Annotated in this window: 1 protein-coding gene (only partly in view); it reads left to right on the top strand. The window is 51.4% G+C overall.

All coding sequences use genetic code 11. The features are described 5' to 3' along the window. Window positions 1-22,495: the 3' portion of an autotransporter-associated beta strand repeat-containing protein gene (locus QUE62_RS06770; RefSeq protein WP_286261218.1), read on the top strand. Its footprint begins 22,100 nt before the window's first position; 22,495 of the gene's 44,595 nt are visible here — the last part of the coding sequence; its start codon lies off the left edge, out of view; its stop codon occupies window positions 22,493-22,495.

The following is a 22,495-nucleotide window of genomic DNA, read 5'->3' as shown; positions in this document are numbered from 1 at the left end:
AAACACCACGATATCAACCACCAACGCTAATATTACTTTTGCCTCAACCGTCAATACGCACCCTAGTGCCACAACTCCAACCCTAAGTGTTAATTCAGGTTCAGCCACCACCACCTTTAATGGCGCCGTAGGTGGGGTCAAAGTTCTCGGCACTACCTCCATTACTGCCGGCTCAGTGATCACTGGGGCAAGTGGCACGATTAATATGGGCGGTAGCGCTCTTTCAATCGCCGCTGATGCTATCAGCCTGGGCGCTAACATCTCAGGAACAAACACCTTAACCATTGCCCCTCGTACCGCAACTACGACGATTGGTTTGGCTGGAGCAGACGGCTCTCTCAATCTCACGAGTGCCGAGCTTGATTATTTACAAAACGGTTTCTCATCTATCACGATTGGTAGTGCGAGCGGCACAGGCAAGATCACGATCGGTGCTTACACCTTTAATGATTCCCTCACCCTGATTAATGGCGGTGCTAGCTCAAATGGTGGGATGCAATTTACAGGTGCGGTATCGGTTCTTGGTAGCTCTGGTACCACTAATACCTTGACCTTAAATACACGTGGCACGGTAACCCAAGATAGTGGGGCAAGCATCACGGCGTTTGGTTTAGAACTCTTAGGTGCTGGCGCTACCTATACCCTAACGGATGGCACGAATGCTATTACAAATTTAGCGGGTAACACGGGTACAGTATCTTTTGCTGAAAATTCAGCCTATACAGTTACCACTGTCAATACAGTGAGCATGACCACCACTGGTAATTTGGTTTTAAGCGGTACCAATGGAATTACCTTGGCTGGAAATATCACCTCTGGTGCTGGCACACAAACTTATGTTGGCCCAATTACACTGGCCTCACAAGCCATTAGTTTGACTTCTACGAATGCTGCCATTACTTTTGATGGCCTAACATCAACAATTGATGGCGCACAAAACTTGACCATTAATAGTGGGTCAGGGGCCATTACTCTCGGATCGACGATTGGTGCCGTTACGCCGATTAGAACTCTGAGTCTCACCAGCTCCAGTGGAATCAATATTGGTGGAAACATTACCAATGGCAGCACCCAAACCTTTACGGGACCAGCAGTGCTTACTGCAGACGCAGTTTTATCAACCACAGCTAGCGCAGCGACAGGTAACCAAATTTCCTTTACTAGTACGATTAATGGATCAACTGCCAACACTCAATCGCTAACCTTAAATGCTGGCACATCAGGAACAATTGGTGTTTCTGGAATTGTGGGGGGTATTACAACCCTTCGGAATTTAACGATCACTCACTCTGGTGGAGCTACCTTTAGCGCTGCCGTTACAACAGGTACCCAGGTTGCACTGACCAATACCGTTGGAACCATCTTATTTAGCGGAGCTTTATCAACAAATACTTTATCAGTTGGTGCGCAGGGATTTAATCTTTCGATGCCAGCTGCTTCTGGAACGATTGCTAATGCAGTTACCTTTGCGAACACCGGCACCTTAAGGCTGGGCGTGAGTGGAGGAACTCAAACTTATACCGGTGGTTTCACTGCAACGGCGCCAAGTGTGGTTACCTTACATGGCACATTCAATGCTGCAGGTACGGTTGAAATTGGTGATGCTGGCACCGGTATTGCATTGGGCTCGAATACCAATATCTCGACGGCCAGTGGAAATGCAAACTTGACCCTTGGTGGCGCAATCACAGGTAGCGGAATCAATCTCTCGCTCTCTTCGGGTTCGGGTGTAATTAGCGTTGCCGGAGCCATAGGCGTTTCAGGCACCGCATTAGGTAACGTCATAATTGCCGCCACTGGTGCACAAACGGGGGGCGTAACGATAGGTGGAAATATTTATGCTTCTACCTTGACTGTGAATTCAGGCGCCTATGATTTGCTCTTAACCGGAGCTGCAAAAGTTATCTCGAATGCGACTACTTTCAATAACACTGGAATATTGCAACTCGGTGCATCGAGCACAGATAGTCACACCTTTACAGCAGGCGGGACAGCTATCGCTCCCTCTGAGGTGAAGCTGGCAGGAAGTTTTGCTTCAACTTCTGCGAGCTTTACGATTGGTGATGCTGACACTCCAATCACATTATTAACAAATACCAGTTTTAGTATTGCCGAGTCGCCAGCCGCAACAACTACCTATACCAACAATACAACATGGGTAGTCCCCACTGGAGTTACATCGCTAACAGTTGATGCAATGGGTGCCAGAGGGGGCGGTTCTGGAGGTTTAGGTGGGCGTGTGCAGGCTACGGTTGCTGTATCCAGTGGCGATACTCTTTTAATTAATTTTGCTGGGGGAGCATCTGGGGGCGCAGGTTCCGGATCCTTCCCGGCTGGGTACTCTGGCGGGAACTACGCAGGACTCTTTTTAAATTCTGTTGCTCAGGCTAACGCCTTAGTTATTGCGGGCGGAGGTGGTGGAAGGGATGGTAGCGGTAGCGTGTCCGGCGGTGCCGGCGGCGGCTTAACTGGCGCGTCTGGAACAAATTCAAATAATAGTCAGTTCAGCTCAACTGGTGGCGGCGGTGGTACCCAAAGCGCTGGTGGTGCAGGAGGCACAATTGCATCGCCTGGTACAAACGCGTCTTCTGGTACAGCATTGGCGGGGGGTTCTGGTGCTCGAGGTATCAACGGTGGGTGGTCAAATATCCCCGGCGGCGGTGGTGGCGGTGGCGGTTATTTTGGTGGTGGCGGCGGAGCCGGCGGCAACGATCATGGCTCTGGTACTCGCAATGGATCTGGCGGTGGGGGTGGATCCTCTTACACCAATGCAGGTTACGTCACAAATGTAACCCATACTCAGGGGCATAATTCAGGGGGAGCTTCTCTAGCGATTTCCTATGCGGTAACTACTGGCGAAGTCGTTCTTGGCGGTACTGTGAATAGTGATGGTGCTACCCCACGCAATATTACGATTAGCACTGGTAGTGGAAACATTACCTTCACAGGAGCAGTGGGGGGTTCTCGCGGACTTGGCAATATCGCCTTGACAAGCACCGGAACAAGCACGTTCTCAGGAACTGTCGTGGCAGCCTCGGTAGTGCAAAATGGTACTAGTGGTACCACCGCAATTAATGGTGGGGCAATTGATACGACCGGCGGAGTACAAACTTATGCCAACAATGTCAGCCTCGGAAATAGTGCAACTCTAACGGCAAGTACTGCAACCTTTAATGGCACGGTCTCTGGAGCCCATGGACTCAGTATTGCTGGTAACGCTGTATTTGGTAATGCCGACTCCGACACCGTCGTACTCACGGGTACGGCCAAGAATCTGTCCATCAGTGGCGCCACCACAATTAACACCAATGCAATCACGACTTCGGGTTCACAAACCTATAGTGGTGCCCTGACCATTGGCACTAACACCATGCTCACAGCGAGCAATGCCGACATTACCTTTAGTTCAACTGTCAATAGTGCAACGAGCACTGCTAGAACTTTAACGATAGATGTAGGCTCTGGAGTCCTTACCATTAATGGCGCTGTTGGAGGTATGAATATTTTGAGCACCACAGCACTAACTGCCGGCTCAGTGATCACTGGGGCAAGTGGCACGATTAATATGGGCGGTAGCGCTCTTTCAATCGCCGCTGATGCTATCAGCCTGGGCGCTAACATCTCAGGAACAAACACCTTAACCATTGCCCCTCGTACCGCAACTACGACGATTGGTTTGGCTGGAGCAGACGGCTCTCTCAATCTCACGAGTGCCGAGCTTGATTATTTACAAAACGGTTTCTCATCTATCACGATTGGTAGTGCGAGCGGCACAGGCAAGATCACGATCGGTGCTTACACCTTTAATGATTCCCTCACCCTGATTAATGGCGGTGCTAGCTCAAATGGTGGGATGCAATTTACAGGTGCGGTATCGGTTCTTGGTAGCTCTGGTACCACTAATACCTTGACCTTAAATACACGTGGCACGGTAACCCAAGATAGTGGGGCAGATCTCTCTGCTGCCGGCCTGCAACTTCTCGGCACCGGCGGTACTTACACGCTCACCAACACTGGTAACGCGATTACTACTTTAGCCGGTAATACTGGCACTGTTTCATTTACCGAGAATGGCGACTTTGCGATTGGTACAGTCGGAACCGCTGGACTGACTACGAGCGGCAATCTGACATTAAGCACAACAGGAACAGTAACGCAGAGTCAAAATATTTCAGCAAGCGGTTTACGTTTATTGGGAACGGGTACCTTTACCTTAAGTCGCACAGGTAATGCGATTACGACTTTAGCTGCTGATACGGGTGTTCTAAGCTATGCACAGAACACGGCTTATACCGTCGGCTCTGTAACTACGGTTGGTATCACAACTACCGGTAATTTAAGCTTAAGTGGTACCGCTGGATACACCATCGCACAAAACATCACATCAGGCGGCACACAAACCTATACCGGCCCCATCACTTTATCCACCGGCGCTATTACGCTGACGGCGAGCGATTCTAATATTACGTTTAGTGGTTCAACCACCACCATCAATGGAGCAAGAGCACTCACCATTAATGCGGGTTCTGGAGCGATTAGTTTTGGTGGAGTTATTGGCGGCAATGTAGCAATCAGTTCGCTAGATTTGCAGGGAACTGGAGCAAATACCCTACCAAGCGCAATTACCGCTACTAGCGACATTAATCTCAAGGGAGTTTCACGAACGAATTCCCTCGTAGCTGCTACAACGCTAACGAGTAACTCGGCAGGAACAATTTCTCTGGGCGATACCAATGGCGCTTTTACCTTAAACATTTCTAATGGGGCAGGTATCATTGATTTGGCAAATGTAGGTAATAGCACAAGCCTTCAGAGCCTGACCTTATTGGGTACTGGTATTAATCAGTTGCGGGGCAGTCTCACTACCACCGGTGCGATTGATCTAAGGGGCACCTCACGCACAACCCAACTGTTCTTTAGTCCGACGATCACCACTACCAATGCCAATGTCACAACTGGCACGATTGATGGTGGCACCGGAACAGCGGCCGGCACTTACTCATTAACCATTGCTAACGGTTCTGGCACCATTACTCTTGGTAATGTTGGTTCCACGATCGCGCTCTATGAGTTAACTCTCACAGGTACAGGCAGCACGGTAGTGGGAAGCATAGATACCACCTATCGCTATAACTTGGGCGCTAGCCGTGGTTTGACACTAAGTGCGGATACCACCTATATCAACCCATCTGATGCTGTTGTTCTCGGAAATATTACCCTTGCAAATGGTGTGACCCTAACATTGGGTAATGGCGGACCTGCAACCATTACGATTAACTCGATTGCGGGTACTGCTAGCGGTACAACATCGCACATTGTGATTAATTCAACTAGTACGGTTGGTGTTACAACAACCATCGGTACCGACATCGGCACGATCACCATCACCAACTCAGGTGGCACCACCTTCGGTGGCACCGTGAGTGCAGCATCGCTTGCAATCACTAGCACTACCGCGAATAACACCATCACCTTCAGTGACAACCTCACCCTGTCCACCGGTATGACCGTCGGTGCTGGCTCGGCTGCCTATAACGTCGTACTCAATGGTTCGAGTAATAGCATCGCCGGTGCAACCACCTTTGCCAATACTGGTACGGTGACCTTAGGTAATGGTGGTGATACCACTGCGTTTACTGGTGGTGTTACTGCCACGGCTCCGAGCCGCATTCATCTTGGAGGAACGATTACCGCTGCTGGAAGCGGTGTAATTAATCTGGGCGCTCCGATTACCGTCAATTCGAATACAACAGTAGGCGGCACCTCCACTGGCGCCATCACTTTGGGTGCTACCACCCTCGCCGATGGTGTGATCCTCACCATTGGTACGGGCATTGCCAATGCTATTAACCTCTCTTCGATTGCGGGCACTGCAGACGGCACCACCTCCAACATTGTGATCAACACCACCGGTGCCGTCACCATCTCCAGCACCATCGGTACCGACATCGGCACGATCACCATCACCAACTCAGGTGGCACCACCTTCGGTGGCACCGTGAGTGCAGCATCGCTTGCAATCACTAGCACTACCGCGAATAACACCATCACCTTCAGTGACAACCTCACCCTGTCCACCGGTATGACCGTCGGTGCTGGCTCGGCTGCCTATAACGTCGTACTCAATGGTTCGAGTAATAGCATCGCCGGTGCAACCACCTTTGCCAATACTGGTACGGTGACCTTAGGTAATGGTGGTGATACCACTGCGTTTACTGGTGGTGTTACTGCCACGGCTCCGAGTGCCATCACTGTTAACGGTACGGTGAGTGCAGCCGGTACTGGCGTGATTACCTTGGGTGATAGCAATACCGCACTGACCATCGGTGGTACCTCCACGATTGGTGGTACTTCTACCGGTCAAATTACCACCGGTGCAATTAATCTTAATAACAACCTCACCATTGGCACTGGTGTAGCCACCCCGATTAGCCTCACCACCGTAACGGGGCCATCCAGTGGTAGCGCAAACCTCACTATTAACACCACTGGTGCAGTGACCGTCAGTGGTGCGATTGGTACCAATATCGGCACACTTACCATTACCAACTCAGGTGGCACCACCTTCAGTAGTACTGTTGGCGCTACTACCGTAACCCTGACCGATACCGCCGGTACCATCACCTTCAATGGCGCACTCACCGCCACCACCCTGAACACCAATAGTGCAGGGTACAACCTAGCGCTCAACGCTACCACCGGTACGATCACCAATGCGGTGACCTTCAGTAACACCGGTACCTTAACGCTTGGAGCAAGTGGGGGAACTTTAGCCTTCACCGGTGGTTTAACAGCGACCGCACCAAGTGCACGCACCATCAGGGGTACCATTAGCAGCAGCAATGCGGCGATGAGCTTCGGTGCGATTACCTTAGGCGCTGCGACGATACTGAATACCAACGCCACCACCAACGTGGCTGATCTCAGCATCGGTGCAGTGACTGGTGCAACATATAACCTGACACTCGTCACCGGTGGTGTAGCGGGTGCAGAAATTACTGGCTCCTCGGTCTCCGGTGTGGGTACGCTTATCATCACCCATTCTGGTGGCACGACCTTTAGTGGTACCGTAAATGCTACGACGGTAACACTCACCAATACTGTCGGCACGATCACATTTAATGATGCACTCACTACCAGCACACTCAATACCGCCACCCAAGCCTATAACTTAGCGCTTAATGGCGCCAGCGGTACGATTACCAATGCGGTGACCTTTAGCAACACCGGTACCTTAACGCTCGGTGCGAGCGGAGGAACACTCAGTTTTGGTGCTGCATTAACTGCGACTGCGCCAAGTGCGAAGTATTTATCCGGAACTATTGCGATTACATCTGGTTCAAGTGCTCTTAATTTGGGTACAACAGCAGTTAGCATTTTGGCTAATACAACAGTAGGCGGCACCTCCACTGGCGCCATCACTTTGGGTGCTACCACCCTCGCCGATGGTGTGACCCTCACCATTGGTACGGGCATTGCCAATGCTATTAACCTCTCTTCGATTGCGGGCACTGCAGACGGCACCACCTCCAACATTGTGATCAACACCACCGGTGCCGTCACCATCTCCAGCACCATCGGTACCGACATCGGCACGATCACCATCACCAACTCAGGTGGCACCACCTTCGGTGGCACCGTGAGTGCAGCATCGCTTGCAATCACTAGCACTACCGCGAATAACACCATCACCTTCAGTGACAACCTCACCCTGTCCACCGGTATGACCGTCGGTGCTGGCTCGGCTGCCTATAACGTCGTACTCAATGGTTCGAGTAATAGCATCGCCGGTGCAACCACCTTTGCCAATACTGGTACGGTGACCTTAGGTAATGGTGGTGATACCACTGCGTTTACTGGTGGTGTTACTGCCACGGCTCCGAGTGCCATCACTGTTAACGGTACGGTGAGTGCAGCCGGTACTGGCGTGATTACCTTGGGTGATAGCAATACCGCACTGACCATCGGTGGTACCTCCACGATTGGTGGTACTTCTACCGGTCAAATTACCACCGGTGCAATTAATCTTAATAACAACCTCACCATTGGCACTGGTGTAGCCACCCCGATTAGCCTCACCACCGTAACGGGGCCATCCAGTGGTAGCGCAAACCTCACTATTAACACCACTGGTGCAGTGACCGTCAGTGGTGCGATTGGTACCAATATCGGCACACTTACCATTACCAACTCAGGTGGCACCACCTTCAGTAGTACTGTTGGCGCTACTACCGTAACCCTGACCGATACCGCCGGTACCATCACCTTCAATGGCGCACTCACCGCCACCACCCTGAACACCAATAGTGCAGGGTACAACCTAGCGCTCAACGCTACCACCGGTACGATCACCAATGCGGTGACCTTCAGTAACACCGGTACCTTAACGCTTGGAGCAAGTGGGGGAACTTTAGCCTTCACCGGTGGTTTAACAGCGACCGCACCAAGTGCACGCACCATCAGGGGTACCATTAGCAGCAGCAATGCGGCGATGAGCTTCGGTGCGATTACCTTAGGCGCTGCGACGATACTGAATACCAACGCCACCACCAACGTGGCTGATCTCAGCATCGGTGCAGTGACTGGTGCAACATATAACCTGACACTCGTCACCGGTGGTGTAGCGGGTGCAGAAATTACTGGCTCCTCGGTCTCCGGTGTGGGTACGCTTATCATCACCCATTCTGGTGGCACGACCTTTAGTGGTACCGTAAATGCTACGACGGTAACACTCACCAATACTGTCGGCACGATCACATTTAATGATGCACTCACTACCAGCACACTCAATACCGCCACCCAAGCCTATAACTTAGCGCTTAATGGCGCCAGCGGTACGATTACCAATGCGGTGACCTTTAGCAACACCGGTACCTTAACGCTCGGTGCGAGCGGAGGAACACTCAGTTTTGGTGCTGCATTAACTGCGACTGCGCCATCGGCAATTACTCTGGCCGGAACCATCAACACTGACAGTGCGGCGGTTTCGATTGGTGCAACTGCAGTTACCACCACCTTAGCAGCTAATACTTTGATCAATACCTATGCCAATGCAGGTGCTGGTGCAGCGATTACGATCCATGGTCCTATTCAAGGAAATTCTGCTGGTCTTGAGGCGCTCACTCTTAAATCGAAGGGTGGGGTCGTGACACTCTCCGGTGTGATCGGCTCCTCCACTCGAATCGGTACGCTCACCTTAGGCGATGCAAGTCAGACTGGCACCATTACGGTCAATGGCACCATCGTTGCACAAGCTCTGGTCGTTGGTGCAAGTAGTGGATCCAATGCCTTTGCCATCGCGCTGAACAACATTGCCTCAGCGGTTGGTGCTACAACTATTACAACAACTGCCACGTTCTACAACACAGGCACGATTCGGTTGGGTGACTTCGCGACGGATACCTTTAGTTTTGTGGGCGGCCTATCGATCGCCAACGCTTCTGCAGTCACGATTAAAGCCCAGACAATTTCAGCTACTGCCAATGAGTTGTTTATCAATGTACCAGTCCGCTTTGAGGTCAGCACTACCTTAAGCCCCACTACGGGCCGAATTACGTTAGGGGCGGTGACTTTAGATGATGGCGCCACCTTGACGCTTGGCGCTGGCGCGGCCACACCCATGACCTTAAGTTCGATTTCGGGAACTGCCGCTGGTGCTAAATCGCACATTACGATCAATACCAGCGATGTGGTTACTTTAAGTGGCAGCATTGGTACGGATATTGGTACCTTGACCATCACCAACTCCGGCGGCATTACTTTTGGCGGCTCGGTCGGTGGCACTGGTGATCGCATCTCAACGCTTGCATTGACAACCAGTTCCGGCACTATTGAATTTAGCAATAATCTCTATGCGGGAACATTAACCAATGCTGGCGGTACTGCTGATATTAAGTTCTTCGGTACAACTACTGATGTGACTAATGCGGTCACACTCAATACAACTGGAGACGTTTACTACGGAGATGCGACGGGCGATACCCTCACATTCTCACGCGGCATCACGCATACCACTGGGAATAATATTCTCGCTGGAACATTTACGGCAGGCGATCCTACTCAATGTACTGGTGCAGTGAATTGCTCCTTTAATTTGGGTGGCACCACAAGCTTCCTCAATCAAACGAGCACCTTTGATTTTGGAACATCTGCGATTACCTTAAACAATGTGATTTTAGGTAATGGGGTTACGCTTTATTTGGGAAGTGGTAACTCTGGTGCGATTACGGTAGCCTCTATCACGGGAACTGTAGGTGGAGCTAGCTCCAACATTGTGATCAACACCACCGGTGCCGTCACCATCTCCAGCACCATCGGTACCGACATCGGCACGATCACCATCACCAACTCAGGTGGCACCACCTTCGGTGGCACCGTGAGTGCAGCATCGCTTGCAATCACTAGCACTACCGCGAATAACACCATCACCTTCAGTGACAACCTCACCCTGTCCACCGGTATGACCGTCGGTGCTGGCTCGGCTGCCTATAACGTCGTACTCAATGGTTCGAGTAATAGCATCGCCGGTGCAACCACCTTTGCCAATACTGGTACGGTGACCTTAGGTAATGGTGGTGATACCACTGCGTTTACTGGTGGTGTTACTGCCACGGCTCCGAGTGCCATCACTGTTAACGGTACGGTGAGTGCAGCCGGTACTGGCGTGATTACCTTGGGTGATAGCAATACCGCACTGACCATCGGTGGTACCTCCACGATTGGTGGTACTTCTACCGGTCAAATTACCACCGGTGCAATTAATCTTAATAACAACCTCACCATTGGCACTGGTGTAGCCACCCCGATTAGCCTCACCACCGTAACGGGGCCATCCAGTGGTAGCGCAAACCTCACTATTAACACCACTGGTGCAGTGACCGTCAGTGGTGCGATTGGTACCAATATCGGCACACTTACCATTACCAACTCAGGTGGCACCACCTTCAGTAGTACTGTTGGCGCTACTACCGTAACCCTGACCGATACCGCCGGTACCATCACCTTCAATGGCGCACTCACCGCCACCACCCTGAACACCAATAGTGCAGGGTACAACCTAGCGCTCAACGCTACCACCGGTACGATCACCAATGCGGTGACCTTCAGTAACACCGGTACCTTAACGCTTGGAGCGAGCGGAGGAACGCAAACTTATAGTAATGGCTTAACAGCACTGAGCCCATCAACAATCACGATGAATGGCGGCTTCACTGTTGGCGGAACGAGCACTTTGGGTGATAGTGATTCCACGATCACGTTTGGCAGTTCTATGACCTTCAGTGTGAATGCCTCCGGCACCCTTAGTATCGGGGGCGCAGTTAGTGGTTCGAATACTAATTTAACAATTGGTGGGGCTGGTAATACTGTGGTCAGCTCTAGCATTGCTACTGGAAGTGGTGCCTTAACTAAGTCGGGTGCCGGTATCTTAACCTTGAGTGCGAACAACACCTTTACGGGAACAACCACCATTAATGGCGGTATTGTGGTGATTCATGACGATGCCGCTTTGGGTGTAATTAGCTCCCTCAATTCTTCAGCGATCACCCTCAATAATGGGGTCTTGCAAGCTAGCGAAACCTTTAGCCTAGATAGTAATCGCGGCATTACCGTGGGAAGCTCTGGCGGCGGACTGGCTGCAAGCAGCGGAAAGACATTGACTTTTGGTGGAGTAATCACTGGCAATCATCCACTCACGATTAATGGCGATGACCAAACGGGAAGCGTGATACTTGCTGGTACAAATAATGCAAGCACCATCACGATTGGCGCTGGTACGCTACAAATTGGTATTGGTGGTAGCACCAACTCCATCGGTACTGGTGCCATTACGAACAATGGCAATCTCATCTTTAATTTAGCGGGAGCGCAAACAGTCGGTCGCGCGATATCCGGAACGGGCACCCTAGAATTTATGGGTTCAGCCACCTATACGTTGTCTGGCACGAATACTTATCAAGGTTTAACAACTCTTAGGTCCGGCACACTGGTAGTCACGAATTCAGCTGGGCTGGGATCAACCGATCAAGGTATTACTCTTAATGGGGGTGTTCTAGATCTTCAAGCGGATATTGGCGTAGAGCCAGTCATTCTTAATGGTGGATCGATCGCAACTTCCTCTGGCTCCGGCGCGTTCTCCGGCGCTTTAGTGCTCTCGAGCGACACCACCTTTGATGTTACGAGCGGTACATTAACAGTCTCAGGATTAATTTCTGAGACGGGCGGCAGTCGTTCCATTATCAAAACAGGTGATGGCACTTTATTGATGACGAACGCCAACACCTACTCGGGCGGCACTAATGTCAACAGTGGAACCTTAAAGGCTGGAATTAGTACTGTGATGAGTGGTGGCTCAATCAGCACTGGTGCTTTTGGTACAGGTGCAATTACTGTTGTTAGTGGTGCAACACTTGATTTAGCAGGTTATACCGTTGCGAACAATCTCAATTTAATTGGTGCTGGTACAGGCGCTACGGTCGGGGCGCTGACTAGTACGAGTGGCACAACTGGTTTAGCAAGCGGTAGCCTCACGTTCATGGGCCATACATCCATAGGCGGCACTCAGAATCTAACGATTAGCGGTGTGATTGGCGACGGTGGTAATGCATACAATTTAAATAAAGTCGGTACGAATACCGTAACCTTAAGCAACTCCAACGCCTACACCGGCACCACCACCATTAATGCGGGTACTTTAAGTGTGACCGGCACCTTATCGGATAGCACCGCCGTAACCGTAGCCAGTGGCGCTACCTATAACGTTGCTGCCAACGACACCATCGCCTCGGTACAAGGCGCTGGTAATGTCAACCTCAATAACTTCACACTCACCACCGGTGATAGCAACAACACCACCTTAAGCGGTGTGATGAGTGGTACGGGTAACCTCGTGAAGGTGGGTAGCGGCACGTTCACCCTAGCAGGCAATAACGATTACACCGGCACCACCACCATTAATGCGGGTACTGTTGTTGTCACCCATAACAATGGTTTGGGTACTACCGCTGGTGGCACCACAATTGCTAGTGGCGCCACCTTAGATCTCTATAACGTGACTGTTGGCGCTGAGGCTATTACCCTAAGTGGCGGCACTCTCAAGGATGTTACTAGTTCCTTGGCGGGTAATATCACCTTAACGGCTGACAGTACCATTAGCGCCACCAACGTAGGCGATCAGTTCACCTTGAGTGGTGTGATCTCCGGCCCCTACAGCATCACTAAGGGTGGTTTAGGTACGGTGATCTTCAGTGGCAATAACGATTACACCGGCACCACCACCATTAATGCGGGTACCTTAAGTGTGACCGGCGCCTTATCGGATAGCACCGCCGTAACCGTAGCCAGTGGCGCTACCTATAACGTTGCTGCCAACGACACCATCGCCTCGGTACAAGGCGCTGGTAATGTCAACCTCAATAACTTCACACTCACCACCGGTGATAGCAACAACACCACCTTAAGCGGTGTGATGAGTGGTACGGGTAACCTCGTGAAGGTGGGTAGCGGCACGTTCACCCTAGCAGGCAATAACGATTACACCGGCACCACCACCATTAATGCGGGTACCTTAAGTGTGACCGGCGCCTTATCGGATAGCACCGCCGTAACCGTAGCCAGTGGCGCTACCTATAACGTTGCTGCCAACGACACCATCGCCTCGGTACAAGGCGCTGGTAATGTCAACCTCAATAACTTCACACTCACCACCGGTGATAGCAACAACACCACCTTAAGCGGTGTGATGAGTGGTACGGGTAACCTCGTGAAGGTGGGTAGCGGCACGTTCACCCTAGCAGGCAATAACGATTACACCGGCACCACCACCATTAATGCGGGTACCTTGGCGATTAGTACGGATACCAACTTAGGTACCGCACCAGCGAGTGCCACACCTGGACATCTGGTTCTCAATGGCGGTACCTTAAACAGCACCGCTACCTTTACCTTAAGCGCCAATCGCGGTATTACCTTAGGTAGCTCTGGCGGCACCATCAATGTCAATGGGGCAACCACCTTAACCTATGGCGGCATCATGGCTGGTAGTGGAGCCTTTACGAAAGCCGGTGCTGGTACCTTAATCCTCTCCGGTAACAACACCTACACTGGTATCACCACCATCAGTGCCGGTACCTTAGGTGTGACCGGTACCTTAGGTAGTGGTACTTATATTGCTGATCTCGTCAACAACGGTATCTTGCACATCAATAGCAGTGCTAACCAAGAGCTCGGTGGCGTGATCAGTGGCTCAGGCTCGGTACTCAAAGAGGGTGCTGGCACCTTAATCCTCTCGGGTAATAACACCTATACCGGTAAGACCACCATTGCTGGCGGTCAGCTCAATATTGGCTCAGACGCGAACTTAGGTACTGCACCAGGCAGTGCGGTTGCCGATCAATTAACCCTCAATGGCGGTGCACTCTTTAATTACAACGGTGCGAATATCACCTTTGCTGCCAACCGTGGCATTACCTTAATCGGTAGCAACACCATCCAGGTCAATAACGGCACCACAATTACTGTGTCTGGAGTTATTACCGGCTCTGGCGCACTCACACTCTCCGCGAACGTTGGCTTAGATGGTGTCTTAATCCTCGCGGGTAATAACACCTACACCGGTAACACTACGATTACCGGCGGTACGTTTACAGTGACCGGTACTTTAGGTAATGGTAGCTACGCTGGTGCGATTGCTAATAATGGCATCTTGCTGGTCAACAGCAATACCAATCAAACCTACAGTGGTGGAATCAGTGGTGCTGGCTCTCTAGAGAAAGCAGGTAGCAGCACCTTAGCTCTAGGTAATACCAACGCCTACACCGGCACCACCACCATTAATGCGGGTACCTTAAGTGTGACCGGCACCTTATCGGATAGCACCGCCGTAACCGTAGCCAGTGGCGCTACCTATAACGTTGCTGCCAACGACACCATCGCCTCGGTACAAGGCGCTGGTAATGTCAACCTCAATAACTTCACACTCACCACCGGTGATAGCAACAACACCACCTTAAGCGGTGTGATGAGTGGTACGGGTAACCTCGTGAAGGTGGGTAGCGGCACGTTCACCCTAGCAGGCAATAACGATTACACCGGCACCACCACCATTAATGCGGGTACCTTAAGTGTGACCGGCGCCTTATCGGATAGCACCGCCGTAACCGTAGCCAGTGGCGCTACCTATAACGTTGCTGCCAACGACACCATCGCCTCGGTACAAGGCGCTGGTAATGTCAACCTCAATAACTTCACACTCACCACCGGTGATAGCAACAACACCACCTTAAGCGGTGTGATGAGTGGTACGGGTAACCTCGTGAAGGTGGGTAGCGGCACGTTCACCCTAGCAGGCAATAACGATTACACCGGCACCACCACCATTAATGCGGGTACCTTGGCGATTAGTACGGATACCAACTTAGGTACCGCACCAGCGAGTGCCACACCTGGACATCTGGTTCTCAATGGCGGTACCTTAAACAGCACCGCTACCTTTACCTTAAGCGCCAATCGCGGTATTACCTTAGGTAGCTCTGGCGGCACCATCAATGTCAATGGGGCAACCACCTTAACCTATGGCGGCATCATGGCTGGTAGTGGAGCCTTTACGAAAGCCGGTGCTGGTACCTTAATCCTCTCCGGTAACAACACCTACACTGGTATCACCACCATCAGTGCCGGTACCTTAGGTGTGACCGGTACCTTAGGTAGTGGTACTTATATTGCTGATCTCGTCAACAACGGTATCTTGCACATCAATAGCAGTGCTAACCAAGAGCTCGGTGGCGTGATCAGTGGCTCAGGCTCGGTACTCAAAGAGGGTGCTGGCACCTTAATCCTCTCGGGTAATAACACCTATACCGGTAAGACCACCATTGCTGGCGGTCAGCTCAATATTGGCTCAGACGCGAACTTAGGTACTGCACCAGGCAGTGCGGTTGCCGATCAATTAACCCTCAATGGCGGTGCACTCTTTAATTACAACGGTGCGAATATCACCTTTGCTGCCAACCGTGGCATTACCTTAATCGGTAGCAACACCATCCAGGTCAATAACGGCACCACAATTACTGTGTCTGGAGTTATTACCGGCTCTGGCGCACTCACACTCTCCGCGAACGTTGGCTTAGATGGTGTCTTAATCCTCGCGGGTAATAACACCTACACCGGTAACACTACGATTACCGGCGGTACGTTTACAGTGACCGGTACTTTAGGTAATGGTAGCTACGCTGGTGCGATTGCTAATAATGGCATCTTGCTGGTCAACAGCAATACCAATCAAACCTACAGTGGTGGAATCAGTGGTGCTGGCTCTCTAGAGAAAGCAGGTAGCAGCACCTTAGCTCTAGGTAATACCAACGCCTACACCGGCACCACCACCATTAATGCGGGTACCTTAAGTGTGACCGGCGCCTTATCGGATAGCACCGCCGTAACCGTAGCCAGTGGCGCTACCTATAACGTTGCTGCCAACGACACCATCGCCTCGGTACAAGGCGCTGGTAATGTCAACCTCAATAACTTCACACTCACCACCGGTGATAGCAACAACACCACCTTAAGCGGTGTGATGAGTGGTACGGGTAACCTCGTGAAGGTGGGTAGCGGCACGTTCACCCTAGCAGGCAATAACGATTACACCGGCACCACCACCATTAATGCGGGTACCTTAAGTGTGACCGGCGCCTTATCGGATAGCACCGCCGTAACCGTAGCCAGTGGCGCTACCTATAACGTTGCTGCCAACGACACCATCGCCTCGGTACAAGGCGCTGGTAATGTCAACCTCAATAACTTCACACTCACCACCGGTGATAGCAACAACACCACCTTAAGCGGTGTGATGAGTGGTACGGGTAACCTCGTGAAGGTGGGTAGCGGCACGTTCACCCTAGCAGGCAATAACGATTACACCGGCACCACCACCATTAATGCGGGTACCTTAAGTGTGACCGGCGCCTTATCGGATAGCACCGCCGTAACCGTAGCCAGTGGCGCTACCTATAACGTTGCTGCCAACGACACCATCGCCTCGGTACAAGGCGCTGGTAATGTCAACCTCAATAACTTCACACTCACCACCGGTGATAGCAACAACACCACCTTAAGCGGTGTGATGAGTGGTACGGGTAACCTCGTGAAGGTGGGTAGCGGCACGTTCACCCTAGCAGGCAATAACGATTACACCGGCACCACCACCATTAATGCGGGTACCTTGGCGATTAGTACGGATACCAACTTAGGTACCGCACCAGCGAGTGCCACACCTGGACATCTGGTTCTCAATGGCGGTACCTTAAACAGCACCGCTACCTTTACCTTAAGCGCCAATCGCGGTATTACCTTAGGTAGCTCTGGCGGCACCATCAATGTCAATGGGGCAACCACCTTAACCTATGGCGGCATCATGGCTGGTAGTGGAGCCTTTACGAAAGCCGGTGCTGGTACCTTAATCCTCTCCGGTAACAACACCTACACTGGTATCACCACCATCAGTGCCGGTACCTTAGGTGTGACCGGTACCTTAGGTAGTGGTACTTATATTGCTGATCTCGTCAACAACGGTATCTTGCACATCAATAGCAGTGCTAACCAAGAGCTCGGTGGCGTGATCAGTGGCTCAGGCTCGGTACTCAAAGAGGGTGCTGGCACCTTAATCCTCTCGGGTAATAACACCTATACCGGTAAGACCACCATTGCTGGCGGTCAGCTCAATATTGGCTCAGACGCGAACTTAGGTACTGCACCAGGCAGTGCGGTTGCCGATCAATTAACCCTCAATGGCGGTGCACTCTTTAATTACAACGGTGCGAATATCACCTTTGCTGCCAACCGTGGCATTACCTTAATCGGTAGCAACACCATCCAGGTCAATAACGGCACCACAATTACTGTGTCTGGAGTTATTACCGGCTCTGGCGCACTCACACTCTCCGCGAACGTTGGCTTAGATGGTGTCTTAATCCTCGCGGGTAATAACACCTACACCGGTAACACTACGATTACCGGCGGTACGTTTACAGTGACCGGTACTTTAGGTAATGGTAGCTACGCTGGTGCGATTGCTAATAATGGCATCTTGCTGGTCAACAGCAATACCAATCAAACCTACAGTGGTGGAATCAGTGGTGCTGGCTCTCTAGAGAAAGCAGGTAGCAGCACCTTAGCTCTAGGTAATACCAACGCCTACACCGGCACCACCACCATTAATGCGGGTACCTTAAGTGTGACCGGCACCTTATCGGATAGCACCGCCGTAACCGTAGCCAGTGGCGCTACCTATAACGTTGCTGCCAACGACACCATCGCCTCGGTACAAGGCGCTGGTAATGTCAACCTCAATAACTTCACACTCACCACCGGTGATAGCAACAACACCACCTTAAGCGGTGTGATGAGTGGTACGGGTAACCTCGTGAAGGTGGGTAGCGGCACGTTCACCCTAGCAGGCAATAACGATTACACCGGCACCACCACCATTAATGCGGGTACTGTTGTTGTCACCCATAACAATGGTTTGGGTACTACCGCTGGTGGCACCACAATTGCTAGTGGCGCCACCTTAGATCTCTATAACGTGACTGTTGGCGCTGAGGCTATTACCCTAAGTGGCGGCACTCTCAAGGATGTTACTAGTTCCTTGGCGGGTAATATCACCTTAACGGCTGACAGTACCATTAGCGCCACCAACGTAGGCGATCAGTTCACCTTGAGTGGTGTGATCTCCGGCCCCTACAGCATCACTAAGGGTGGTTTAGGTACGGTGATCTTCAGTGGCAATAACGATTACACCGGCACCACCACCATTAATGCGGGTACCTTAAGTGTGACCGGCGCCTTATCGGATAGCACCGCCGTAACCGTAGCCAGTGGCGCTACCTATAACGTTGCTGCCAACGACACCATCGCCTCGGTACAAGGCGCTGGTAATGTCAACCTCAATAACTTCACACTCACCACCGGTGATAGCAACAACACCACCTTAAGCGGTGTGATGAGTGGTACGGGTAACCTCGTGAAGGTGGGTAGCGGCACGTTCACCCTAGCAGGCAATAACGATTACACCGGCACCACCACCATTAATGCGGGTACCTTGGCGATTAGTACGGATACCAACTTAGGTACCGCACCAGCGAGTGCCACACCTGGACATCTGGTTCTCAATGGCGGTACCTTAAACAGCACCGCTACCTTTACCTTAAGCGCCAATCGCGGTATTACCTTAGGTAGCTCTGGCGGCACCATCAATGTCAATGGGGCAACCACCTTAACCTATGGCGGCATCATGGCTGGTAGTGGAGCCTTTACGAAAGCCGGTGCTGGTACCTTAATCCTCTCCGGTAACAACACCTACACTGGTATCACCACCATCAGTGCCGGTACCTTAGGTGTGACCGGTACCTTAGGTAGTGGTACTTATATTGCTGATCTCGTCAACAACGGTATCTTGCACATCAATAGCAGTGCTAACCAAGAGCTCGGTGGCGTGATCAGTGGCTCAGGCTCGGTACTCAAAGAGGGTGCTGGCACCTTAATCCTCTCGGGTAATAACACCTATACCGGTAAGACCACCATTGCTGGCGGTCAGCTCAATATTGGCTCAGACGCGAACTTAGGTACTGCACCAGGCAGTGCGGTTGCCGATCAATTAACCCTCAATGGCGGTGCACTCTTTAATTACAACGGTGCGAATATCACCTTTGCTGCCAACCGTGGCATTACCTTAATCGGTAGCAACACCATCCAGGTCAATAACGGCACCACAATTACTGTGTCTGGAGTTATTACCGGCTCTGGCGCACTCACACTCTCCGCGAACGTTGGCTTAGATGGTGTCTTAATCCTCGCGGGTAATAACACCTACACCGGTAACACTACGATTACCGGCGGTACGTTTACAGTGACCGGTACTTTAGGTAATGGTAGCTACGCTGGTGCGATTGCTAATAATGGCATCTTGCTGGTCAACAGCAATACCAATCAAACCTACAGTGGTGGAATCAGTGGTGCTGGCTCTCTAGAGAAAGCAGGTAGCAGCACCTTAGCTCTAGGTAATACCAACGCCTACACCGGCACCACCACCATTAATGCGGGTACCTTAAGTGTGACCGGCGCCTTATCGGATAGCACCGCCGTAACCGTAGCCAGTGGCGCTACCTATAACGTTGCTGCCAACGACACCATCGCCTCGGTACAAGGCGCTGGTAATGTCAACCTCAATAACTTCACACTCACCACCGGTGATAGCAACAACACCACCTTAAGCGGTGTGATGAGTGGTACGGGTAACCTCGTGAAGGTGGGTAGCGGCACGTTCACCCTAGCAGGCAATAACGATTACACCGGCACCACCACCATTAATGCGGGTACCTTAAGTGTGACCGGCGCCTTATCGGATAGCACCGCCGTAACCGTAGCCAGTGGCGCTACCTATAACGTTGCTGCCAACGACACCATCGCCTCGGTACAAGGCGCTGGTAATGTCAACCTCAATAACTTCACACTCACCACCGGTGATAGCAACAACACCACCTTAAGCGGTGTGATGAGTGGTACGGGTAACCTCGTGAAGGTGGGTAGCGGCACGTTCACCCTAGCAGGCAATAACGATTACACCGGCACCACCACCATTAATGCGGGTACCTTGGCGATTAGTACGGATACCAACTTAGGTACCGCACCAGCGAGTGCCACACCTGGACATCTGGTTCTCAATGGCGGTACCTTAAACAGCACCGCTACCTTTACCTTAAGCGCCAATCGCGGTATTACCTTAGGTAGCTCTGGCGGCACCATCAATGTCAATGGGGCAACCACCTTAACCTATGGCGGCATCATGGCTGGTAGTGGAGCCTTTACGAAAGCCGGTGCTGGTACCTTAATCCTCTCCGGTAACAACACCTACACTGGTATCACCACCATCAGTGCCGGTACCTTAGGTGTGACCGGTAGCTTATCGGATAGTACGGTTGTAACTGTTACGGCCGGAGCCACCTACAGTATTGATGCGGATGAGATTGCCAGCGTAATCAATGGCTCAGGAACCATCCTATTAAATGCGAATTTGACTATTAATGGTAGCAACCCAAGTGCCAACATCACGGGTTCGATTGGGGGTAATGGTTCCTTAATTAAGACTGGATCAGGAGCGCTGGTTCTCTCAGGGGATAACTCCTTTACCGGTAATCTGGTGATGAATAACTCCCAATTGACTCTTGCTAATCCTAATGCGTTGGCAAACAGTACCTTGGTTGTTAGTTTGGGTAACTTAGCGTTAGATAGCGGTGTCACCTTATCGACATTACGTGTTATTGGACGGGTGGTGATTCAGACGGATATTCGGTCAACGGGTTCACAATCCTATGGCGGTGATGTTGTCATTGCTCCAGCGAGTGGTTCTTCAGTATCGATCTCAAGTACAGGATCCGACATTAGCTTTAATGGCTTAATTGATGGGGTATCAAAAGTCACATCATTAACAGTAAGCGCCCCAAGCGGAACCGTAACGATCGGTGATAGCATCGGCTCCGCCTCTCCAATTGATGTCTTAAGAGTAACGGGTCGGGATATTGTGATTAAGGGTGATGTGCTGACCCATCGTGAGCAGTATTACACTGGTAACGTTCTCATTAGTGATAACGGTCGCCCCGGATTCTTATTCGATCGGTTTGTGCAATCGACTAGACCAGTTGAAGGTTTCACTACATCATCGCGCGCAAAAACCAGAACCTTCTTATCAATGGATCCAAAGGTTGAATTCAATGGACCTGTTAATCCAGATACCACCGATACATATACCTTATTAGTCGCAGCAGTATGGTTGGGTATCGTAGATGCCAATATCCCCGATACCGTGCCACTCGTCACATTCAATGGCCCTGTAGGAAATATTCGACCCTTCTTCTCGACTAATTTCCAAACCCTGCAATTGAGTGATATCACGGGTGGCACGAAGTCCGTTGCTGGAATCATCACCGTTAAAGAAGCTGTGCAAACAGCAGCTGAGCAAAATTACAGTACTGCCGAAATGCGTGTTTCGGGAAGCGCATCAGGCTCTACGATGACCTTCACCTCAACGCGTAGTGGGTCAATTAATTACGATGTTTCTCAACTCAATGGACAATTTAATGTGGTGGGTGATGGATCAACCCGCATGGTGATCGATGGTAATACTAATTTCACCGGAACCGGGGTTCGACTCGGTGGAGTAAGTCGTCCTTGGATTGAGCGTCGCGATGCCCAACTTGCAGCCCAACGCGCTGCGGCAGCAAGCGGTGGAAACTTGCAAACAACGCTCAAATTTAGCAATATGCTGAGTTTGAATGAAGTAACCACTACTCGCAGTGGAGTGACCGTGGTAATGGACGAGTCTGTGAAGTCAAGTCAAGGTACTGGATCGGCTGGAAGCTCCCTTGCGGGAAGTGAACAGCCAACCACAAGACCGCCAGTCGATGATGCACTTTGTGCAGAAGAGCCGCTGGCCGTAGCGTGTCGTTAA

The sequence above is a fragment of the Polynucleobacter sp. HIN9 genome (assembly GCF_030297635.1).
Taxonomy (GTDB): domain Bacteria; phylum Pseudomonadota; class Gammaproteobacteria; order Burkholderiales; family Burkholderiaceae; genus Polynucleobacter.
The sequence above is the reverse complement of the archived record's forward strand: the minus strand, read 5'-3'. Positions and strand labels throughout refer to the sequence as shown.